Here is a 20,239-nt window from a genome sequence, read left to right as displayed (position 1 = left end):
TGATATTTATGAGTCTACAAAAAAGCCCACATTTGCAGTGGGCTTTTTTTATAAATGATTCACTGGGAATTATTTATAGTGTGACACCATTTTCTCTAAAGAGATTGGGCGAATCTTGTCTGCATTGCCTGCAGTACCAAAAGCTTCGTAACGATCGATACAGATTTGCTTCATTGCATCTACAGTTGCGCTGAAGAATTTACGTGGATCGAATTCGCTTGGTTTTTCTGCCATCATACGACGCATTGCACCGGTAGATGCTAAACGCAAGTCAGTATCGATGTTAATCTTGCGCACGCCGTGTTTGATCGCTTCAACCAGCTGTTCAACCGGAACACCGTAAGTTTCCTTGATGTCGCCGCCATACTGGTTAATCACTGCCAACCATTCTTGTGGCACAGAGCTTGAACCGTGCATGACAAGATGTGTGTTTGGAAGTGCTGCGTGAATTTCTTTAATGCGGTCAATCGCAAGAATATCACCTGTAGGTGGACGCGTGAACTTGTACGCACCGTGTGAAGTACCTACTGCAATTGCAAGCGCATCAACATTGGTATCAGCAACGAAGCTACGCGCTTCTTCAACTGAAGTCAGGAGTTGAGAATGATCCAGTACGCCTTCTGCGCCTACGCCATCTTCTTCACCCGCCATACCTGTTTCAAGGCTACCCAAACAACCGATTTCACCTTCAACAGATACGCCACACGCATGTGCCATTTGAACTGTACGGCGAGTCACATCAACGTTATATTCATATGAAGTTGGTGTTTTACCGTCTTCACCCAGTGAACCGTCCATCATTACTGATGAAAAGCCTAACTGGATTGAACGTTGACAAATGTCAGGGCTGGTACCGTGGTCTTGATGCATTACCACTGGAATATGTGGCCATTCTTCAATTGCAGCCAAAATTAGGTGACGCAAGAACGGAGCGCCTGCATATTTACGCGCACCCGCAGATGCTTGTACGATAACAGGTGAATTGGTTGCATCTGCTGCAAGCATAATTGCACGCATTTGTTCTAAGTTGTTTACGTTAAATGCTGGTACGCCGTAAGCATGTTCGCCGGCGTGATCCAAGAGCTGGCGCAATGAAATAAGAGCCATAATATCCTCCCAGTGAATGCCACATATTCTACATGTTCAAAGGTTTCAATTCAGCAACAAATAACACTATTTAAAAAAAATCCCTGCATTTGCAGGGATTTTGTGTCACATCAACCGGATTAAGGTGCTACAGGCTCTGAAGTCGCAGCAACTGACTCGTCTGCAGTTGCTTCATCGGCTGGTGCATTGGCAACTTCAGCCGGGATATCGGTATTTTTTTCGTCTAGAATTGGCTGATCAATGGCATCAATGGCAGCTTGCTGTTCTGGAGTCACCGCCTGATCCGCCACTGCTGCCGAGCTTTCTGCTTCAGCTTCTGGTGTGCTTTCCTGTTTTGCACATGCAGTCAGTGCCAGAGAAGCTGCTAATAATACTGCGATAGTTAACTGTTTCTTCATCACGTATTCTCGTCATTTGGTGATTTAATTACTGCATCTTATGACAGATTTATTGCATTTTAATGACGAAGCCATGAAGGGTAAGTTTTCACTGTCAAAAAAATGACATAAAAAAAGCTGGCACTGGGCCAGCTTTTTAGCTTAGGACATGCAATTAAGCACGTTCTAATAGTACCGCAACTGCAGGAAGAGTTTTACCTTCAACGAATTCAAGGAATGCACCGCCACCCGTCGAGATATAACCAATTTTGTCAGCCACTTCATATTTATCAATCGCAGCAAGTGTGTCCCCACCACCCGCGATCGAGAAACCTTCCGATTCAGCAATTGCTAAAGATAAAGTTTTAGTCCCTTCACCGAATTGATCGACTTCAAATACGCCAACCGGGCCATTCCAAAGAATGGTTTTAGAGGTTTTCAGAATTTCTGCAAATGCTTTCGCAGTTTCCGGACCTACATCCAGAATCATGTCGTTGTCAGCAACATCGGCAACGTTTTTCACCGTTGCTTTCGCAGCAGCCAATGAACCCAGGAAATCCTCAAAGTTGATTTCAGAGGCATCTGCAACCACAACGTCAGTAGGAAGTGGCACTGATACTTTTGCAGCAATGGCTTTTGCTGTATCGATCAGGTCTTTTTCACACAGTGATTTACCAACGTTATAGCCTGCTGCAGCAAGGAAAGTATTGGCAATACCACCACCCACGATCAATTGATCACAGATATCAGAAAGTGAGGTTAAAACATCCAGCTTGGTAGAGACTTTAGAACCCGCAACAATCGCCACCATTGGCTTTTCTGGCGTTTGCAGTGCACGGCCAAGTGCATCCAGTTCAGCTGCCAGTAAAGGACCTGCTGCTGCAACTTTCGCTAAACGCGCTACGCCTTCAGTAGATGCTTCTGCACGGTGCGCTGTACCAAAGGCATCCATTACAAATACGTCGCAAAGTGCTGCATATTTTGCTGCAAGTTCAGGATTGTTTTTCTTCTCGCCGACGTTAAAACGGCAGTTTTCAAGCAGAACCACCTGACCTGGCTGAACATCAACGCCATCTAAATAGTCAGTGAACAGTTTCACTTCTTGGCCCAAAGCTTCAGTCAAGTAAGCCGCTACAGGAGCAAGTGACTGTTCAGCCTTAGGCTCACCTTCAACCGGACGACCCAGATGAGAATACACCATGACTGCAGCGCCTTTTTCTAATGCTGCTTTAATCGTTGGCAATGCTGCACGAAGACGCGCATCGCTGGTGATCACACCATTTTTAACAGGAACGTTTAAATCTTCACGGATCAGAACACGTTTACCTGCTAAATCGAGGTCAGTCATACGCTGAAAGTTCATGTAGAGCTCACTTTATAGATATTAAAACCAGGCGATTTTAAATGATTATGCAGAAAAAGGTTAGCATCTTTTGCAGAAAACATTATGAATGCCAAAGTTTTGTTATGATAGAAAAAAGCCTCTTTTAGATTCAGTCCCTATGTCGATACATCCTGATCCAAATCTTAACCGTTTGAACGTGTTAGGTGAGCCTTTGTCCAGCTGTTGCTTCGATCCGATTACCGGTTATTTCCGCAATGGCTTTTGCCATACTGCGACCACTGATCTGGGCCAGCACACGGTTTGCGCGCAAATGACTTCAGAATTTCTGAATTTTTCTCAAAAAGTCGGTAATGACCTGATTACGCCTTTGCCTGAACTGGATTTCCCCGGCCTGCAACCTGGCGATTTCTGGTGTATCTGCGTAACGCGCTGGGTCGAAGCCTATGAAGCAGGTCAAGCACCTCCAATCAAGCTGCAAGCCTGTCACAAAGCTGTTCTGGCTTATGTGCCGTTAAATATTCTTGAGGAATATGCTGTCTAATGAATTCTGTACAGATTATTTTGGCATCATCCAGTCAAACCCGCAAAGCGCTGATGGATCGTCTGCATATTGATTATATTTCCATGGTACCGGATATTGATGAATCTCCTCGCGGGGAAAATCACGCAGATGATCTGGCACAACGACTAGCTTTCGAGAAAGCCAGATATATTGCCGAACAGAATCCTGAAGCGATTGTGATCGGCTCGGATCAGGTGGCATGGCGTGAAGGTGCACCGGATATTTTTATCGGTAAACCGTTAACGACTGAAAAAGCCATTCGCCAGCTCCAAGCTAACTCGGACAAGATTGTCTATTTCAGTACGGCGCTCAGTGTACAGCAACAATCGACGGGTTTTGAACAAAGTCTGGTCGAACACTATAAAGTCAAGTTTCGTAAACTTTCTCAGGCCGAAATCGAGCGCTATGTCGAGATTGAACAGCCACTGCATTGTGCTGGCAGTTTCAAATGTGAAAGCTTAGGAATTAGCCTGTTTGAAGAAATGACCGGGCAAGACCAGACCACACTGATGGGTATGCCGATGATCAAGCTATGCAATATTCTTCGTGAATTAAAAATTTTAGTTCCTTAATCTCTCTCTTTAAATTCAGGCTGTAATCTATGTCTCAACCTTTAGACGTTTTAGGCGGCATCACCGCTGAACAATTCCTTAGCGAATACTGGCAAAAGAAACCATTACTGGTGCGTAATGCGATGCCTGAAATCGCCAGTTTGCTTGAACCCAATGATGTGATGGAACTTGCGCTTGAAGAACATGTCACTGCCCGTCTCATCAAGCAGAAAGATCGTGATCCGAATCAATGGAGCGTGAAATCTTCACCTTTGCTCAAAGCAGATTTTCAGAAAATGCCAAAACTCTGGACACTTTTGGTTCAGGCTGTAGATCACTATTCATTTGACCTGTCGGCACTTTGGAAAAAATTCCCATTTATTCCACAATGGCGTCGCGATGACATCATGGTGTCTTATGCACCGCAAGGCGGTTCAGTCGGCAAGCATTTCGATTTCTATGATGTGTTTCTGGTACAAGGCTATGGCCATCGTCGCTGGCAGCTTGGGCAAATGTGTGATACCGAAACTCCATTTGTTCCGGGTCAACCGCTTAAATTATTGCCTGAAATAGAAGTGGACTTTGATGAAGTGCTGGCACCTGGCGACTTGCTCTATGTGCCGCCTGGTCTGGCTCATTACGGCGTGGCTGAAGATGACTGCCTGACTTATTCATTCGGTTTCCGCATGCCAAATATCAGTGACATGATGGATCGTGTCGGGGATAAATTCTCTGAAAATGAAACGCTGCGTAACCCATTGCTGGATATCATCCGTGATCAAGTCGGTGCTATCGGTGAAGTGAGCAGCAATGAGCTGGAATATCTGAAAGAACACATCATGCAGCAACTGCATAATTCCAATGTTCTCGAAGATGCCATCATGAGCTTGATGTCCGAACCTAAATATCCTGAAAACCTGCCTGAAGCAGAAGAAATCGGTACAGGTGATCTGGAAGAAGCACTCGATCAGGGCTATAGCCTGATGCTCGAACCTGCGTCACGCCTGCTTTATACTGAAACGGACGGCGACGTTCTGTTCTGGGCAAATGGTGAGGGTGTGTGCATCTCTGAGACATTTACCGCAAAACTCAAACAGCTTGCAGATGGTGAAGCGCTGTTATTCAGTGAAGACTTCGCTGATGAAGAAATTCTGGAAGATGTTGCAGCATTATTGAATGAAGCCGTGTTGATGTTGGTTCCACCTGCTGACGACGAGTAAGCGTTTAACGACTCGTTAAGCGATAATAAAAAGAGGATCACATGATCCTCTTTTTATTTTCTACTAAAATTCTAGTTACTTAAGGCTGATACAGCTCTAATACAACACGAATCAGCGTATCTCCTTGTTCAGATTCAATCTGGAACAATCCTCCCATGCGCTCAACCCGCATTTTCATGCTGCGCATTCCAATACTCAGGCCATTTTTTTGCACCATGTCAGCATCGAAACCGATGCCATTATCCTGAATGCTTAAAGTAAGCTGATGTGGCTGGGAATATTCCAGACTGACTTTTACCTGACTGGCCTGACTATGCTTAATGATATTGGTCAGACTTTCTTCGACTACTCGGATCAAGGTCAAACACTGTAATGCCGTCGGTTCACGCTGCCAGACTTTTGGAAATGACCATTCAACTACAATCCCCATTTCTTCCATCAGCTGGGTAAAACGATAACGTACCGGTGCGATCCAGAGTACCGGCGTTTGTGGGACTTTATTTTCAATAGATGAACCACTGTCAATGATTTGTCTGAGATCATCTCTGAGCAGTTTCAGCATGGAAAGAAACTGCTGTTTAGAAACTGTTTCGCTACTTTGATCCACCAGAATCATGGAACGGACAATAGACCCTCCCAACCCGTCATGCAGTTCATGTGACAGATTAATCCGTTCTTGCAGACGAACATTCGTCAGCTCCAGTTGATGTTTATCGCTCAGGCTTTTATTCAGGTCGGCACTGACCTGCTGAACTTTACGTTCTAACTGGGTATTAAATTTTTCGATTTTCCTGACATTACGATTCAAGCGTGTGCCCATAATCAGCACGACAAACAGGGTAATAATCGGTGAGGTATAGGGGGATAAAGGTGAAAATTCATTGACCTGGGTTTGGTTCAACATGATCAGGTCGATGACTACACACAGCAAAATCCCCCAGAGACACAGCGTCAGGAAAAGATATTCTCCATTTCGGGTTTTGATGGCCTGATAGCTGACATATACAGTACAACTAATAAAGAGCAATACATAGATGATAAACACTCCGCCCAGTACCTGCTCCAGATAATCCAAGGAACTGATCATAACCAGTAAGCTGGACAGAACGCTGACCAGAATAAATCCTCGCTCCAACTGCTTAAATTTCTGTTTTACAAAGCGGATCAGATACAGACAAAAACAATGGATATAGGCAATAAAAAAAAGCATATTGGCTTTAGCTGCCGAAATCGTGGAGTGAAATGGAAAATTTTCTGTAGTCAAGACATTGGAAATAAACAGAATCCACAACAGTGAACTGAGTGCCAGCCAGCCAAAAGTGGTTTCTGAACGCCGGAATAACCAGATAATGAAACAGATCAGCCCAATCGTGGCAGAGAAAATCATATTGATCTGGAATACGGTACGGCGATCCCAGATTTTTTCCAAATACTGCTGGCTATTCACCAACACATTATTAAACTGAATATTGCCCAGGCCCGCGCTTTGGAAACTGTAGCCATTTACATAAATCAGGATTTCATTACTGTCTTTACGCAAACCGCTAATCGGGAAAACCCAGTAACGCGGCATATTCCAGCTTTTCGACAAGGGCTCTTGCAAGTTCCGGTCAGACCAAAGCAAGTCACCATTCAGGAACACGGCACCTGCCGAATTAATATAATCAATAGAAAAGGCAACCGGTTCTGCAAGACGAATATTGTCCTGACATGACCAACGCCAGACAATCTTGTACCAGGCACCCCCATGATAATTCTTCCAGTTATTCTGCCAGTTATCCGGCAAACGTACGCTTTGCCAGCCCGATGTCGGCATCTCGGTAGGACCCTGAGCCTGAACCTTCTGAATATATTCGATCTTCACCTGACAAAGATCATTAATCTGAAAATGGTTTTGTGCCTGACTGATACTACAGAACAAGCAAAGCCAGCTGCACAGGACAAAAACACCGATCCATTTCAGTCGCTGCCGTTTGCTGCTTCTGGAACAGGCAGATGACATTACAGAATTCCCAGATGCCGTGCGGTACTGACCGCCTTGGTACGTTTACTGACCGAGAGTTTGCGGTAAATATGCTTGATATGACTTTCGACGGTATAGCGTGATACACAGAGCTGCTCGGCAATTTCACGATTACTCAGACCTTGCGCAACCAAGGACAGGATTTCCTGCTCCCGCTGTGTGAGCGTTTCCTGATCCGCAGCTGGCCTGTTCTGTTCTACTGTTCCTGAAATGGTGGGAATAGAAATCTGTTTTAAAATTTCACGGGCAACAAAGGGATCAATCGGTGCACCGCCACGCAAAATACTGCGAATAGCCAAGGCGACTTCAACATCATCCCGTTCTTTCAGCACATAACCGGTCGCACCGGCCTGAATTGCCCTAAACAGGCTATCTTGGGTACTCCAGGCAGACACCACCAGAATCAACGCTTGTGCGTCCTGTTCGCGGATTTTTTCAATAATTGAAATCCCACTTCCATCTGGTAAACCCAAATCTACTAAGGCCAGTGCAATCGGCTGTTGCTGCAAAACGGCATATGCTTCTTTCACCGTATTGGCAAATAACAGAACGTCATCCTGATAACCTAGATTGCTTAATATGATTTTTAAACGGCGCTGGATGACATATTCATCTTCAACGATTAATACTGGTACTGGCAAGACTGCCTCCGATGCTGTCATAAGCACGCCCCTTATATTTATTTTTATATATCCCCTTTAAGATTAAAATATAAACAAAATCACACTAAAAATCATGATTTATTTATTTTTTATTATCTGAAGTTTTAAGCAGCGAGAAACGCTTACGCCCGTTTTCCATATCATAGACATAAAAAATGCCATCTGTTTAGCAGATGGCAGTTCAAGATAGAAAATCTTTTGAAGTTATACGAGCTGTCTACTTTAAGCAGTACCGTATTGCTGTTTTAAATATTTCACAATCTCAGCCGATTCAAACATTTTGGTATCTGTATTTGGATCGACCAGATAGGGAAGCTGAATATTATTTCCCATCATTTCAAACAAATGTTCACGCTTACCGCCTGGTAGTGGTTCATATTTTCCCGGTTTTAAACGCAATTTGGCCGGTCCATAATCTTGCCAGCGCTCTTTAGCGACATTATGAAAAACAAACGGCACTTCCAGTTCACTCAAAACGGCGCGTACAATTCGGGTATAAGGACTGGCCTCAAAGCCCCATAATTCTAATAACAGTTCAGGTGTTGGCCGATCCTTAATCTTGGGATTCACCATTCCGCCGCGTAAACCATTGAGGACGGTTCCCGCAATTGCAGCCACTGGAATTTTAGGATAGTGAGCATATTTCTTGGGAGTTTTGCCGGTTTTGCCATAATGCTTGAACAGATGATCGATAATATCCTGAGACTCATAGAGTCGATCACCGGTATTTTCATCAACTAAAAAAGGAAATTGCAGTTTTCCACCCAATTGCTGCACCTCAGGACGGAAATGAGTACCCCCTCGTGGACATGGATAAACTTCATAATCCAGATTTAGCAAGGTCATGACTTCACGCACCCGACGACAAAATGGTGAACCCTCGTATTCATAGAGCTTCAAGGCTTTTTCAGGCTGATTTGGAAACGGTGTACCCACCATCCCACGTCCACCTTCAGCGATTGAAGAGGCCAAAGCTTGTACAACTTTAATTTGATGACTCAACATAGTATTTTCCTATTTTTGTTTTATATGAATGAAAGACAGAATCTAGGCATCCTGTCTTTCAGGGTACAGATAAGTTTTGTTGTTATTCTTTCATGCAGAAATGCAGATTCCGGCCGATTAAGCCACTAATGCTGTTTTAGACACCACAATACCATTATTGTCTGCATAGACATACTCGCCTGCATTAAACGTGACACCACCAAAACAGAGAGAGATATCAACTTCACCCACACCCTTGCGGTTGCTCTTTTGCGGAATAGCCGCCAATGCATGCACACCAAGATCAAGTTCAGCAATCGCATCGACATCACGAACGCAACCATAAATAATTACGCCATTCCAGTGATTTTTTACCGCTGATTCTGCAATCAGGTCACCCATCAAGGCACAGCGCATGGATGCACCGCCATCTACGACCAGGACCTTGCCTGTTCCATCTGTGGCCAACAACTCTTTCACCCGCGAGTTATCTTCAAAACATTTTACTGTCACAATCTGACCGCCAAAGGTTTTGCGCGCCCCATAACTCTTAAAAAATTTACCGTCCAGGCAAGGTGTCACCACCTGAAGCTCTAATTCTGGATGATCATCTAACAAGTCACAGGTAACAAATGCTGCTGTAGACACGGTGTTTTCCCCTCATTTCATTTTTTGTATGCGTAAATTATCATAAATTTCAAATTTTACCGTCTGAGTTAGCGCGGCCTCGACCATAGTATGAGCCACCTGCTCGGCTGTCACTGGCTTATACGCAAAACTATCCGGAATAAAACGCGATACTTTGTGGTAAACCTGCTGCGCGATATCTTCCAAAAAACGCTGCTCTGGACGTTCACCAATGAGCAATGAAGGTCGAATCAAACTGATTCTGTCCAAGGACAATGTTTGTATATATTCTTCCAGTTCACCTTTGACCCGATTATAGTAAAAATGCGATTGGGAATCGGCACCCATTGCGCTTAGCAAAAGATAATGGGCTGAGGTTTGCTGTAACAGCTCTGCAAAGTGAGCATTTATGGTATAGTCAATACTATAAAATGCCTGTTTGGATCCGGCTTTTTTCATGGTGCTGCCCAGGCAGCTAAAACCATGGCTATGCTTGCTGACATCCTGATCATTCAACATCAGGAAATCTTCCAGTACCAGTTGTTGAACTTTATCCAAAGCATCCAGATCATTTTGATGTTTTCTGACCACTGCAGTAATCTGCTGGCAAGTCGGCTCATCTTGCAAACGTTTTATCAGTTGTTTTCCCACCAAGCCAGTGGCACCTATCACGATGGGATGAGTCAGTGATTTAGTCATTTTTTATACGATCTCCTGGGTGGAATACTAATCTAACGTTTTCTTTAGAATTTTTCTGCATCTAAAATGTTGTCAAAGCATGTCAAGACTTGACTTCGGTGCTTAGTTTAATCAAAATATGGCACTTGTTTACGGGCTGGTGATAATTCCTCTGATGTTGGTTTTCAGTTGAGTTTCAGCCCGCCCAGACCAATCTATTTCAAGGAGTGCACGAGTGGCAAACTCTGCTCAAGCTAAAAAACGTGCTCGTCAAAACGTTAAAGCACGCAAACACAACGCAAGCTTGCGTTCTATGGTTCGTACCTATCTTAAACGTACATTAGCTGCTATCAGCACTAATGACTATGCAGTTGCTACTGAAGCGTACAAATCGCTTGTTCCAGTAATCGACCGTATGGCTGACAAAGGCATCATCCATAAAAACAAAGCAGCTCGTCATAAGAGCCGCTTGAACGCGCAAGTTAAAGCACTAGCTTCTAACTAATCGCAAATGAAAAAAGCCCTTTTTAGGGCTTTTTTTGTGTCTGGAATTTGAAGAAACTAAAAAATATAATGACTCATTCAGAAAAATAATTTGTTTAGACAGCACTCATCCAGTCAATGCGATACTGTGAGATAAAAACCTGAATCTCCCTCTCTTTTAGATTATTGATCTTTATCCATAGAGGATGGCGAAGTGGTTTTATCCTGTTTCGTATTGTCAGTGTCCCGCTTTTGACATGCGGTTAAACCCAAAATCGCGATCAGGCTAAAAATTGTGATAACTTTCATAATTTTCCTCAAGATGAATATTTCTATATTTATTAAGCATAGATAATTTTTATACTTACATTATTGAATTTTCACCCTATAAATGTAAAAGGTGCAGTTTAAAATTTATTTTTATCGTTTTAGCCTGAACTTTATTGAATGATCAATATGAAACGCCCCACCATCTTTATAATTTCTAACTCCCCAATAAAAAACTCAATTGCTGTGAACAATTGAGTTTTGAATAGATCAATTTAATTTAAGAAAGTTGGGAACGTTTAAAATCAGCAATATCCAGTTCATGTACCTGACCGCGCCAGATCCATTTCAGTTTGGACTCCAAAAACACATCACCTTCAAACCAGACAAACAGACCTTCCATCATTTTTGGCCAGTCTTCCCGACTGACGTCTTGACGCCCTGACATCACTGCAATCATCGCTGCGAGAATAGTATCGTGGCTGACAGCCAAACTCAGCCCATATTTATTTTGTGGATGGGTGTTGTAAATCAGTTCCAGTACATCCACCACGCCATGAATCGGCTGTTTCATCCCAGGCAAGGCATTATTGACAAAACTGTTAATAAAACCGAGTGCACCCTGCTTGGCAAAATAAGGCCCAGCTTTTTGAATATCCAGCACAAAGCTGCCAGGCTCCATCAGAAGTCCCTGTTCAATAATTTCAATACGATGGGTATTCTGCTCAGGGGTAACCGCATCTGCCCCTTCAATCATCAATGCAGCGGTATCAATACACCGCTGGATCGGACTTGAAATACAGTGATGAATCACACGATCAGTTTGATCAGCCAGATAAGCACCCCATTCCTGCGCCAGATCCCGCCCCTGATTGGTCAGTTGCAGATCATAGCCTGCCAAACCTTGACCCGGAACCTCTTCACGAATCGAATGCCGTGTAAATAAGGTGACAGGCGTCTGTACATCGGGCAATAAATCAATTGCACTCAACATACTCGGTGGAAGCAGTTTCAGGGACACGTTACAGCCAACTCTGGATTTGGTAATAGGTTAAGCACCACTATAACACGCTCAGAATTTTGCTCAATGCTCGGCCTGCATGTCAGAAACCGCCTGCAATGCAATAATTTTCATATCATTATTCTTATAAGCAATGAATCCGCCATTCAGCAAAGTATCCCGATGATTATAAATAAATGGGCGACCTTCTAAATCGACCAAGCCACCCCCAATCCGTTCGAGCATACATTGACCAGCGCTGGTATCCCATTCCGAGGTCGGATGAAAACGTGGATAGATATCCACCTGATCTTCCAGCATCATGCAAAATTTATAAGCGCTGCCCGCTTTAAATTCAGTGTAGTCCGTGAGCTTGGCCAAACTTTGTAAATATTCGAGATATTTCGGTTTCTGCTGGCTACTTTGGCTCAACCCTACAGCAATCATTTTAGATGTCGAAGACATTGCATAAGCAAACCATGTTCTAGTTTGAATATCATATTTATAAGGCAAGCCCTGCTCAGGACAGAAATAAATCAGTTGCTGCTCTGGAACCGCCAATATGGCAAAAGTGGTCAAACTGCCTCTGACCAGACTCAAATTAATGGTAAATTCGGGGCGCTGGTGCAAAAACTCTTTAGTGCCATCTAACGGATCCAGTAACCAGAATTCTGACCATGAGCGGCGTTCATGTTCCTGTCCTTCTTCAGACAGTAAAGGCAAGCTGGAAATCTCTGCCAAAGCTTGGGTCAGATAAGTATTAACCCGAAAATCTGCCTGAGTCACCGGAGAATTATCATTTTTTTTGATGACATCAAAAGCTGCACCAGAACAATAACGCTGATATTCTTCTCGCAAAATTTCACAGGCTTGTGTCAAAATGGGCACAAACTGCAAAATCATTGGATCTTGTGGTGCTGCTGTTGCTTTAAACATAGAAAACCTAAATATGTCAAAATGCTCTGAAAAACCTACCATAATTTTCGATATGGATGGCACTTTACTTGATCTTGCCTACGATGATTTCATCTGGAACGAGTTATTGCCTGTGCGTTATGCTGCCACACATGGCTGTAGCCTGGAACACAGCCAGGCGACACTCTATGCATTCTATCAGGAACATAATCATACCTTAAACTGGTACTCTTCACGCTTCTGGACGGCTAAAGTCGAAGTCGATGTTCTGGCGATGCAAATTGAACATAAAGATAAAGTGGCCTTACGCCCGCATTGTCTCGAATTGCTCGATTATCTTAAAAATAATGGCTATCCCATCTGGCTGGCCACCAATGCTGACTGTGCGGGTCTAGCATTTAAACTGGATCATTTGAATTTAAGAGATTATTTCGATGTGATTGTCAGTTCAGAAACGATCGGACATGCCAAAGAATTTATCGAGTTCTGGCAAGGCCTGAATGCGTTGCATCCATTTGACCCTGCACATGCTTATTTTATTGATGATACTGAAAAAGTCCTGAATGGGGCTCAAGCCTATGGCATTCAGAACCTGTTCAGCATCCAGCAGCCCTCTTCAGCCAAAGTAGCACGTCAGACTTGTAATTACCCGATGCTGCACCAATTAACAGATTTAATCACTCATTTAAATCAGGCTGAGGTAGAAAAAAAATATGCGTAAATCGTCTTTACCCGAAGATGCGGTAGGCATGCGTATAGACAAATGGCTGTGGGCAGCACGGTTTTTTAAAACCCGCTCGATTGCCAAACATGCGATTGAAGGTGGCAAAGTCCATCACAATGGTGAACGTGTCAAGGTATCGCGCGAAGTCCGTGTTGGTATGGAACTGACGATTCAGCAAGGCATCGACAAAAAAACCGTGCTGGTTAAGGAACTTTCTGATGTTCGTGGACCTGCACCCGTGGCACAAAAACTGTATGAAGAAACCGAAGTCAGTATTGCACGCCGGGAATTGATTACATCACAAAGAAAGTTGCATAATCTAGCTCGTCCCGACCATCGTCCAAGCAAGAAGGATCGTCGTGATATCAGTAGATTTAAAAATGAAAATAGTCAGAATTTCGATCAGTCATGGTCCTATAATGACGATTAAATTTAAGCGTCAGAATATGTCGTACATGCGCTGACTTTTATAGAACACTAGGGAAAATTCTGTCACTATACACCTGTGGAACAAAGCTCTAATTTAAGACATCCACTTGAGTACTAACTTAGTGACATCGTATTGAGGTTGTAAGATGGATGAGAATAAAAACAAGGCGCTCAACGCTGCCTTAAGCCAGATTGAAAAACAGTTTGGTAAAAATACAGTTATGCGTCTTGGTGACAATACCGTTCAGGCAGTTGAAGCTGTGTCTACAGGCTCTTTAACGCTGGATATTGCACTCGGTATTGGTGGTTTACCTAAAGGTCGTATCGTCGAGATCTATGGTCCTGAATCTTCAGGTAAAACCACAATGACCCTGCAAGCAATTGCAGAGTGTCAGAAAGCAGGCGGTACGTGTGCATTCATCGATGCGGAACATGCACTTGATCCTCAATATGCGCGCAAACTGGGCGTAGATATTGACAACCTGCTGGTATCGCAACCGGATCACGGTGAACAGGCACTTGAAATCGCAGACATGCTGGTACGCTCTGGCGCGATCGACATGATCGTTGTCGACTCTGTTGCTGCATTGACTCCGCGCGCTGAAATTGAAGGCGAAATGGGTGACTCGCATATGGGTCTGCAAGCCCGTTTAATGAGCCAGGCACTGCGTAAAATTACTGGTAATGCCAAGCGTTCCAACTGTATGGTGATCTTCATTAACCAGATTCGTATGAAGATTGGTGTCATGTTTGGTAGCCCTGAAACCACAACTGGTGGTAACGCACTGAAATTCTATGCCTCTGTTCGCTTGGACATCCGTCGTATCGGCCAAGTGAAAGAAGGTGACGAGATTGTTGGTTCTGAAACCAAAGTCAAAGTCGTGAAAAACAAAATGGCGCCTCCGTTTAAAGAAGCTTTATTCCAGATTCTTTATGGCAAAGGTGTTAACCATCTAGGTGAATTGATCGACCTTGCTGTACAGCAAGAAATCGTGCAGAAAGCTGGTGCGTGGTATTCTTATCAAGGCGACAAAATTGGCCAGGGTAAGAACAACACCATCCGTTATCTGGAAGAGCATAAAGAAATGGCTCAGACGATTGAAAAACTGATTCGTGACCAGCTTCTGACTAAAGCAGTGGTTGTTGAAGAAGACGATAGCAAGGAAGAACCTGACTTTTTAGATGCATGATCTTATTAGATGCATCATCTTTAAACGTCAATACACAGCGCCCTCCGGGGCGTTTTGTTATTATATAGGGAATCTAAAATCCGAGAGAATCATGTCAGACGCGAAATTCAGCAAACTGCTCGATTATGAAACTTTAAAACAGCAATTTGGTGATACTGAAGATCAAGCTCAACCTGCAAAAAGTGCGATCCAAGACGCTCCTGAATTTGATCCTGAAGAACGTTTGTTTTCCTCTACCCCAACTCAGGATGAGAAGAAACCGGGACTGACAGGCTCACGCTTACGTTCTTATGCCTTTGCCGTACTGACGCGCAAGGAATATTCCAAAGCCGAACTGATAGAGAAACTAGCCCTCTATGCAGAGCATCGTGATGAAGTTATTAACCTGGTTGAAGAACTGTCCCGTGAGAACTATCAAAGTGATCAGCGTGTGGCGGAAACCATGTTGTCGAGTCAAAAGCGTAAAGGCAAAGGTCCCAATCAAATTAAAATGAAACTCAAGAGCAAAAAGATTGATACTGCTCTGATTTCAGAAGAACTCAAAGAAACCGACTGGGTTCAACAAGCCTATGAACTAAAAGTCAAAAAATATGGCACCGAAGTTCCTAAAGACCCCAAGCTCAAAGCCAAACAGATCCGTTTTTTAATGTATCGTGGTTTTGAAATGGATGCGATTATCAAGGCCATTAACCGTAAAGCAGAAGACTAAGTCTTATATTCTTTGAAAGTCTTAATGAATTAAAAGGATTGGATATTTAATCTAATATTAGTTGGAAAATAAAATAAAGCACGGCAAAAGATAATGATGATTTAATCATTAAAACAATAAGATAATGCTGTTTGACGATATTGAAAAAAAATGATATTTGAGAATAGAAAACTGCGAATTCGCATTGTTATTATAATAAGAATATGGTGGCAACCCTACCAGCAAAGCTCCGGCACATCATAGTTCTATTACCGTTGCTACCTTCCGGTCCTGGCGGGGTTCATAGAGTACAATTGCGAAGTAACCAGCAGGGCTACCATTACAAAAACAGAGTATAGAGATTTTTAATCAAGTTGCAAGCCTTGTTCCGCAAAATAATCCCTTAAGCTATCCGTTTGATTATTTTAAAAACAATATTGATATTTCTGCTGATTTTTAAGGGATCTTCACAATCAATCCATCAACACTCAGATTCACATGATCTTTGTAAAACCTTGTTGCATTTTCTAAAAATGCCGTTTTTAATGTGTGCAATGTATATGAATGATCTACTTTGAAAAGATGAGCAGCGGATCCGCATCTCACAAAGAATTATGGAAATTTTATGATGTTTAAAAAGACCGTATTGTGTGCAGTGACAGCACTCTTTACCACGCCTCTATTTGCCAATATTCCGATTGAATCGCGCGGCTTGAGCCAAGCTACGAATCAAACCGCAGTAAATACCCCAGCGGCAATTGCGGCTGGTGCAACTCCAGCAGTTCAAACCAATACCAGCTGGCAAATCATGCAAAAGAACCAGCAGCTCGAAAATGACTTGCGGATTTTGCGCGGTAAAATGGAAGAACAGGAAAATGAGATTGAACGGCTCAAAAATGAACTGACCAATCGTTATGCCGATCTCGATCAGCGTCTCGAACTATTGCAGCAAAAAATTGAACCTGCTGAAGACAATCCAACGGAGGAAAACCCACAGGATACTGCACCCAGCCTAAACACAAATAAGGTCAATACAGCAAGCAGCGGAAAGCAACCTGCTGAGCTAGAAAAGGCAGCTTATACCGTGGCTTTAGATGCTTATAAAAATGGCGGTGCAGCCAAAGCCATTGCACCGATGCAAAACTTTATTAAAAACAATCCGAATAGCGTTTATATCAGCAATGCCTATTTCTGGTTAGCGGAATTCAATCTGGCGATTGACCCGCCAAAATTTACTGAAGCGAAACGTAATTATCTGATTGTCGTTGACCGTTACCCAAATTCTGCAAAAGCCTCCACTGCCCTGTATCAGCTTTATAACATCAGCAAAGATGTTGAAAAGAATACTACGCTTGCATCGCAATACAAAACAAAGCTATTGAAGAATTATCCGAAAGCTGAGGAAATTAAATTTCTTAAGTAAAATAGAAATTCCCAAAATAAAAAAGACACCTTCAGGTGTCTTTTTTATTACCTCAAACATTTAGCGCACAATGCCGCGCTTCGACTGTTCAAGAGAGTCAATTAGACGTTGTACTTCAGCCACTTCCGGCAAAATTCCTGTACGGATCTGCTCGATTGCTTCCTGAGTCGTTAAACCTGATTTATAAATCAGTTTAAAGGCATCACGTAAACCGCTGATTACGGTCTTCGACCAGCCTTTACGACGCATGCCTTCAATATTCATGGCAAATGCATGCGCAGGATTACCTGAAACCATCACATAAGCCGGCACATCTTTCAAAATCAGTGATGCACCACCAATCATGCTATAAGAATCAATCTTACAGAACTGATGAATGCCCGAGTTTCCGCCAATGACGACGTAGTCCCCGACATGGACATGTCCAGCCACACCGACGTTATTGGCAAAGATATTATAATCTCCAACCATACAGTCATGTGCAATATGAGTATTGACCATGAGCAGGTTATGACTACCGATCTTGGTCAGGCTCTGGTCCTGAACCGTACCACGATGCAGACTGCAATGCTCACGAATCTTGTTGTGATCGCCAATCTCAAGCCAGGTTTCTTCACCAGCATACTTAAGATCCTGACACACCTCGCCTACACTGGCGAACTGGAAAATTTCATTATATTCACCTATACGCGTATAGCCACCCACCACCACGTGTGAATGAAGTTTGCTACCCGCACCAATAGTGACATTTGGCCCGATAATACAATATGGGCCAATTTCTACATCAGCAGCAATGACTGCTGACGGGTCAATAATGGCAGTTGGATGAATAAGGGGATTATTGCTCATGCCTGCTCGACTTTTTGATGCGAAACCATAATTTCCGCGGTTGTTGCGACGACGCCATCTACAGTGGCAATACAATTATATTTGTAAATGCCCCGCTTTTGCATCACTAATTCAGATTTTAAAACCAATTGGTCACCTGCAACCACCTGTTTTTTAAATCTAACTTTTTCCGCACCGGCAAACAGGAACAAAGAACCTTCACTTGGTACTTCGTTATTCATCACAAAACCCAGAATTCCAGAGATTTGTGCCAGTGCCTCAACAATCAGTACACCTGGCATAATTGGATAATTCGGAAAATGGCCTTGTAAAAACTCTTCATTAATTGAGACGTTTTTATAACCAACAATGCCATTATCGGTAATTTCGACGACGCGATCAACCAATAAAAATGGATAGCGATGGGGCAAATATTCACGAATCTTTTGAATATTCATTGGCAATTCAGGCTTCGTGAATGTAGGCAAATTCGACTCTGTCATCATAATTATTTACGCAACTTAAATGTTGATTCAATGGACTCAATCTGAGATTGCATATGATCTAGTCGTTTGATCACCTGGGTCAATGGCACATCTGCTAATTGTCTGAGGCGAACCACGGTACGTTTCCATTTCTGATTTTCAAACAGACCAATCCCGGATGAATATTTTCCAGCTTCAGAAATATTATTTGTCACCATTGACATTCCGGTCAACGTCACATTATCAGCAATATTCAAGTGTCCAGAAATCGCAGAGGCACCACCAATGATACAGTTTTTGCCAATTGAAACACTTCCTGCAACGGCAGTTTTTGCAGCAATCGCGGTATGTGCACCAATTTTAACGTTATGTGCGATTTGCACAAGATTATCAATGATCACACCCTGTTGCAAAATCGTATCATCCAGTGCACCACGGTCTACGCTACAATTTGACCCAATACGCACATCATCCTCAATGCATACAGAACCTAATTGCGCAATACGGTGCCATTTACCCTGATAAGGTGCAAAACCAAACCCTTCGCTACCAATCACGCTATTGGCATGAATGCGCACCCGATTACCAATTTTTGCTGCGCCGGTGAGGGTCACATGTGAGTCAATAAAACAGTCCTGACCGATCTCGACATCATCATCGATCTGCACATGCGCCTGAACAATCGTATTCGCACCCACGACACAATGCTCACCAATCACCACGTAATGACCAATATAAGCATCGTCCGCAATCACTGCCGACGGGTGAATTTGAGCAGTACTCTCAATGCCACGCTGGCGATGTTTTTTCTCAAAGACATGCGTCAGAATCGCAAAAGCCAGATAGGGATTTGCCACAACAATAAAGTTTTGATGTGAAGTTATCTGTTGTTTTAGTTCAGCCGTGACAATTAAAGCACCTGCCTGACTTTGATTGGCCTGCTCTACATATTTATCGGCATTCACAAATGCCAGATCGTGTGAAGTTGCCTGTTCAAGACTGGCCAAAGCGCTCAAACGTAAATCTGTCTGACCTATGCACTCGCCCTGAACCAGGCGAGCGAGATCAGCTAACTGAAGCTGTTGATGATTCATTGATTATTTAATTGCATTAACCTTTTGAATCATTTTATCAGTTAAATCATATTTAGCATCATAAGCAAGCGCTGAATTTTTATTTAAAACCACATCCAGGTTGTTTTCTCTACGCAATTGTTCAGCAATTTGCTTTACCCGTGCATCAAATACAATTCGGATCTGCTGAATCGAGCTTTGGACATTCGTCTGTACAGATTGCTGTAACTGATTCAATTCTTGCAACTTAGCCTGATATTGCACAGACATTTTCTGTTTTTCAGTCTCACTGAGCTTGGTATTGGATTGAGCACGTTGCTGCAAAGTTTCCAGCTCTTTGCTGAGTTGCTCAATCTTAGTGGTTTGTGGCTGAATTTTTTGCTGGAATATCGTGTTTTGTTGTTTCAGATAAGTACTACCTTCAACCACACGCTCCAAGTCAATTACCCCCATACTAGCCGCTTGAGTCAAAGGAGCAACACTTGCCAAAGCCAGGCTCATTGCCATAATCATTTTTTTCATATTATTACTCATTCAAAAAAATTTGCTCACAAAACCTGCAGGCTTTATGAGCAAAATTTAGTTTCTAGGTCAAAAC

Annotated in this window: 24 protein-coding genes and 1 other RNA gene; 9 read left to right on the top strand and 16 right to left on the bottom strand. The window is 43.1% G+C overall.

Annotated features, from left to right (window positions below; translation table 11 throughout):
* Window positions 1-69: 69 nt before the first annotated feature.
* The 3 genes from fba to ACNPNW_RS10580 all read right to left on the bottom strand — a co-directional run bounded on the left by fba (window position 70) and on the right by ACNPNW_RS10580 (window position 2,847).
* Entirely contained in the window at window positions 70-1,107 is a 1,038-nt protein-coding gene (gene fba, locus ACNPNW_RS10590) for a class II fructose-bisphosphate aldolase (protein ID WP_004279853.1), read from the bottom strand.
* Window positions 1,108-1,226: 119 nt separating this feature from the next.
* Window positions 1,227-1,505, bottom strand: a complete 279-nt coding sequence (locus ACNPNW_RS10585) for a hypothetical protein (protein WP_004646741.1) — start codon at window positions 1,503-1,505, stop codon at window positions 1,227-1,229.
* A 154-nt stretch (window positions 1,506-1,659) separates the two neighbouring features.
* The gene (locus ACNPNW_RS10580) at window positions 1,660-2,847 is read right to left on the bottom strand and encodes a phosphoglycerate kinase (RefSeq protein WP_004646740.1); all 1,188 of its coding nucleotides are present in this window, start codon (window positions 2,845-2,847) and stop codon (window positions 1,660-1,662) included.
* A 139-nt stretch (window positions 2,848-2,986) separates the two neighbouring features.
* On the opposite strand from ACNPNW_RS10580, the gene ACNPNW_RS10575 reads away from it, so the two are divergent.
* From ACNPNW_RS10575 to ACNPNW_RS10565, 3 genes are read left to right on the top strand one after another with little or no spacing between them, the layout of a single operon-like run.
* On the top strand, window positions 2,987-3,370 hold the full coding sequence (locus ACNPNW_RS10575) for a DUF2237 family protein (RefSeq protein WP_004279857.1): 384 nt from the start codon (window positions 2,987-2,989) through the stop codon (window positions 3,368-3,370).
* Window positions 3,370-3,963, top strand: a complete 594-nt coding sequence (locus ACNPNW_RS10570) for a Maf family protein (protein ID WP_004646739.1) — start codon at window positions 3,370-3,372, stop codon at window positions 3,961-3,963. The genes ACNPNW_RS10575 and ACNPNW_RS10570 overlap by 1 nt, the downstream gene beginning before the upstream one ends.
* 29 nt (window positions 3,964-3,992) lie before the next feature.
* A complete protein-coding gene (locus ACNPNW_RS10565; RefSeq protein ID WP_004646738.1) occupies window positions 3,993-5,162 on the top strand; it encodes a ribosomal protein uL16 3-hydroxylase in 1,170 nt (389 codons plus the stop codon).
* 79 nt (window positions 5,163-5,241) lie between these two features.
* On the opposite strand, the gene ACNPNW_RS10560 is transcribed toward ACNPNW_RS10565, so the two are convergent.
* The 5 genes from ACNPNW_RS10560 to ACNPNW_RS10540 form a co-directional block, all read right to left on the bottom strand.
* Window positions 5,242-7,164: a sensor histidine kinase gene (locus ACNPNW_RS10560; RefSeq protein WP_004646735.1), complete on the bottom strand. Its 1,923-nt coding sequence runs from the start codon at window positions 7,162-7,164 to the stop codon at window positions 5,242-5,244.
* Entirely contained in the window at window positions 7,164-7,847 is a 684-nt protein-coding gene (locus ACNPNW_RS10555) for a response regulator (RefSeq protein ID WP_004646734.1), read from the bottom strand. Before ACNPNW_RS10555 ends, ACNPNW_RS10560 begins: the two co-directional genes overlap by 1 nt.
* Before the next feature lie 222 nt (window positions 7,848-8,069).
* Window positions 8,070-8,852 (bottom strand): glutathione S-transferase N-terminal domain-containing protein, encoded by a 783-nt coding sequence (locus tag ACNPNW_RS10550; protein WP_004646733.1) that lies wholly within the window; start codon window positions 8,850-8,852, stop codon window positions 8,070-8,072.
* Window positions 8,853-8,969: 117 nt separating this feature from the next.
* Window positions 8,970-9,479, bottom strand: coding sequence for a ribonuclease E activity regulator RraA (gene rraA / locus ACNPNW_RS10545; RefSeq protein WP_004279866.1), 510 nt, complete (start codon window positions 9,477-9,479; stop codon window positions 8,970-8,972).
* A gap of 12 nt (window positions 9,480-9,491) precedes the next feature.
* Window positions 9,492-10,157 carry an NAD(P)H-binding protein gene (locus ACNPNW_RS10540; protein ID WP_004646732.1) on the bottom strand — a complete coding sequence of 222 codons (666 nt, stop codon included), beginning with the start codon at window positions 10,155-10,157 and terminating at the stop codon, window positions 9,492-9,494.
* 214 nt (window positions 10,158-10,371) lie between these two features.
* On the opposite strand from ACNPNW_RS10540, the gene rpsT reads away from it, so the two are divergent.
* Window positions 10,372-10,641, top strand: coding sequence for a 30S ribosomal protein S20 (rpsT, locus tag ACNPNW_RS10535; protein ID WP_004279868.1), 270 nt, complete (start codon window positions 10,372-10,374; stop codon window positions 10,639-10,641).
* Window positions 10,642-10,802: 161 nt separating this feature from the next.
* Here rpsT and ACNPNW_RS10530 read toward each other — a convergent pair whose 3' ends face one another.
* The 3 genes from ACNPNW_RS10530 to ACNPNW_RS10520 form a co-directional block, all read right to left on the bottom strand.
* A complete protein-coding gene (locus ACNPNW_RS10530; RefSeq protein WP_004646731.1) occupies window positions 10,803-10,928 on the bottom strand; it encodes a hypothetical protein in 126 nt (41 codons plus the stop codon).
* A gap of 238 nt (window positions 10,929-11,166) precedes the next feature.
* The gene (locus ACNPNW_RS10525; RefSeq protein WP_004646730.1) at window positions 11,167-11,907 is read right to left on the bottom strand and encodes a histidine phosphatase family protein; all 741 of its coding nucleotides are present in this window, start codon (window positions 11,905-11,907) and stop codon (window positions 11,167-11,169) included.
* Window positions 11,908-11,970: 63 nt separating this feature from the next.
* Window positions 11,971-12,822 (bottom strand): 3'(2'),5'-bisphosphate nucleotidase CysQ family protein, encoded by an 852-nt coding sequence (locus ACNPNW_RS10520; RefSeq protein ID WP_004646729.1) that lies wholly within the window; start codon window positions 12,820-12,822, stop codon window positions 11,971-11,973.
* Window positions 12,823-12,835: 13 nt separating this feature from the next.
* Here ACNPNW_RS10520 and ACNPNW_RS10515 point away from each other — a divergent pair, with 13 nt between their 5' ends.
* The 4 genes from ACNPNW_RS10515 (at window position 12,836) to ACNPNW_RS10500 (ending at window position 15,853) form a co-directional block, all read left to right on the top strand.
* Complete coding sequence (locus ACNPNW_RS10515) at window positions 12,836-13,522, top strand: HAD-IA family hydrolase (RefSeq protein ID WP_016806963.1); 687 nt, start codon at window positions 12,836-12,838, stop codon at window positions 13,520-13,522.
* Window positions 13,515-13,955 (top strand): Hsp15 family ribosome-associated heat shock protein, encoded by a 441-nt coding sequence (hslR, locus tag ACNPNW_RS10510; protein ID WP_004646726.1) that lies wholly within the window; start codon window positions 13,515-13,517, stop codon window positions 13,953-13,955. The genes ACNPNW_RS10515 and hslR overlap by 8 nt, the downstream gene beginning before the upstream one ends.
* A gap of 145 nt (window positions 13,956-14,100) precedes the next feature.
* Window positions 14,101-15,144, top strand: a complete 1,044-nt coding sequence (gene recA, locus ACNPNW_RS10505) for a recombinase RecA (protein ID WP_004279873.1) — start codon at window positions 14,101-14,103, stop codon at window positions 15,142-15,144.
* A gap of 91 nt (window positions 15,145-15,235) precedes the next feature.
* The gene (locus ACNPNW_RS10500) at window positions 15,236-15,853 is read left to right on the top strand and encodes a regulatory protein RecX (protein WP_004646725.1); all 618 of its coding nucleotides are present in this window, start codon (window positions 15,236-15,238) and stop codon (window positions 15,851-15,853) included.
* A 213-nt stretch (window positions 15,854-16,066) separates the two neighbouring features.
* On the opposite strand, the gene ffs is transcribed toward ACNPNW_RS10500, so the two are convergent.
* Window positions 16,067-16,163, bottom strand: an RNA gene (ffs, locus tag ACNPNW_RS10495) — signal recognition particle sRNA small type.
* Window positions 16,164-16,457: 294 nt separating this feature from the next.
* Here ffs and ACNPNW_RS10490 point away from each other — a divergent pair.
* The gene (locus tag ACNPNW_RS10490; RefSeq protein WP_004646724.1) at window positions 16,458-17,255 is read left to right on the top strand and encodes a tol-pal system YbgF family protein; all 798 of its coding nucleotides are present in this window, start codon (window positions 16,458-16,460) and stop codon (window positions 17,253-17,255) included.
* A 60-nt stretch (window positions 17,256-17,315) separates the two neighbouring features.
* Here the strand turns inward: ACNPNW_RS10490 and lpxA are convergent, their stop codons facing one another.
* The 4 genes from lpxA to ACNPNW_RS10470 are packed head-to-tail and all read right to left on the bottom strand — an operon-like array spanning window position 17,316 to window position 20,163.
* Window positions 17,316-18,104, bottom strand: coding sequence for an acyl-ACP--UDP-N-acetylglucosamine O-acyltransferase (gene lpxA / locus ACNPNW_RS10485; RefSeq protein WP_004279876.1), 789 nt, complete (start codon window positions 18,102-18,104; stop codon window positions 17,316-17,318).
* Window positions 18,101-18,586, bottom strand: coding sequence for a 3-hydroxyacyl-ACP dehydratase FabZ (gene fabZ, locus ACNPNW_RS10480; RefSeq protein WP_026055766.1), 486 nt, complete (start codon window positions 18,584-18,586; stop codon window positions 18,101-18,103). The genes lpxA and fabZ overlap by 4 nt, the downstream gene beginning before the upstream one ends.
* A 5-nt stretch (window positions 18,587-18,591) precedes the next feature.
* Window positions 18,592-19,662: a UDP-3-O-(3-hydroxymyristoyl)glucosamine N-acyltransferase gene (gene lpxD / locus ACNPNW_RS10475; RefSeq protein ID WP_004646721.1), complete on the bottom strand. Its 1,071-nt coding sequence runs from the start codon at window positions 19,660-19,662 to the stop codon at window positions 18,592-18,594.
* A gap of 3 nt (window positions 19,663-19,665) precedes the next feature.
* Window positions 19,666-20,163: an OmpH/Skp family outer membrane protein gene (locus ACNPNW_RS10470; protein ID WP_004646720.1), complete on the bottom strand. Its 498-nt coding sequence runs from the start codon at window positions 20,161-20,163 to the stop codon at window positions 19,666-19,668.
* Window positions 20,164-20,239: the final 76 nt, after the last annotated feature.

The sequence above is a fragment of the Acinetobacter endophylla genome (assembly GCF_053543775.1).
The sequence above is the reverse complement of the archived record's forward strand: the minus strand, read 5'-3'. Positions and strand labels throughout refer to the sequence as shown.

Coding starts and splice junctions, on each gene's coding strand:
- fba (WP_004279853.1), bottom strand. CDS start 1,107: ATGGCTCTTATTTCATTGCGCCAGCTCTTGGATCACGCCGGCGAACAT.
- ACNPNW_RS10585 (WP_004646741.1), bottom strand. CDS start 1,505: ATGAAGAAACAGTTAACTATCGCAGTATTATTAGCAGCTTCTCTGGCA.
- ACNPNW_RS10580 (WP_004646740.1), bottom strand. CDS start 2,847: ATGAACTTTCAGCGTATGACTGACCTCGATTTAGCAGGTAAACGTGTT.
- ACNPNW_RS10575 (WP_004279857.1), top strand. CDS start 2,987: ATGTCGATACATCCTGATCCAAATCTTAACCGTTTGAACGTGTTAGGT.
- ACNPNW_RS10570 (WP_004646739.1), top strand. CDS start 3,370: ATGAATTCTGTACAGATTATTTTGGCATCATCCAGTCAAACCCGCAAA.
- ACNPNW_RS10565 (WP_004646738.1), top strand. CDS start 3,993: ATGTCTCAACCTTTAGACGTTTTAGGCGGCATCACCGCTGAACAATTC.
- ACNPNW_RS10560 (WP_004646735.1), bottom strand. CDS start 7,164: ATGTCATCTGCCTGTTCCAGAAGCAGCAAACGGCAGCGACTGAAATGG.
- ACNPNW_RS10555 (WP_004646734.1), bottom strand. CDS start 7,847: ATGACAGCATCGGAGGCAGTCTTGCCAGTACCAGTATTAATCGTTGAA.
- ACNPNW_RS10550 (WP_004646733.1), bottom strand. CDS start 8,852: ATGTTGAGTCATCAAATTAAAGTTGTACAAGCTTTGGCCTCTTCAATC.
- ACNPNW_RS10540 (WP_004646732.1), bottom strand. CDS start 10,157: ATGACTAAATCACTGACTCATCCCATCGTGATAGGTGCCACTGGCTTG.
- ACNPNW_RS10530 (WP_004646731.1), bottom strand. CDS start 10,928: ATGAAAGTTATCACAATTTTTAGCCTGATCGCGATTTTGGGTTTAACC.
- ACNPNW_RS10520 (WP_004646729.1), bottom strand. CDS start 12,822: ATGTTTAAAGCAACAGCAGCACCACAAGATCCAATGATTTTGCAGTTT.
- ACNPNW_RS10515 (WP_016806963.1), top strand. CDS start 12,836: ATGTCAAAATGCTCTGAAAAACCTACCATAATTTTCGATATGGATGGC.
- hslR (WP_004646726.1), top strand. CDS start 13,515: ATGCGTAAATCGTCTTTACCCGAAGATGCGGTAGGCATGCGTATAGAC.
- recA (WP_004279873.1), top strand. CDS start 14,101: ATGGATGAGAATAAAAACAAGGCGCTCAACGCTGCCTTAAGCCAGATT.
- ACNPNW_RS10500 (WP_004646725.1), top strand. CDS start 15,236: ATGTCAGACGCGAAATTCAGCAAACTGCTCGATTATGAAACTTTAAAA.
- ACNPNW_RS10490 (WP_004646724.1), top strand. CDS start 16,458: ATGATGTTTAAAAAGACCGTATTGTGTGCAGTGACAGCACTCTTTACC.
- lpxA (WP_004279876.1), bottom strand. CDS start 18,104: ATGAGCAATAATCCCCTTATTCATCCAACTGCCATTATTGACCCGTCA.
- fabZ (WP_026055766.1), bottom strand. CDS start 18,586: ATGACAGAGTCGAATTTGCCTACATTCACGAAGCCTGAATTGCCAATG.
- lpxD (WP_004646721.1), bottom strand. CDS start 19,662: ATGAATCATCAACAGCTTCAGTTAGCTGATCTCGCTCGCCTGGTTCAG.
- ACNPNW_RS10470 (WP_004646720.1), bottom strand. CDS start 20,163: ATGAAAAAAATGATTATGGCAATGAGCCTGGCTTTGGCAAGTGTTGCT.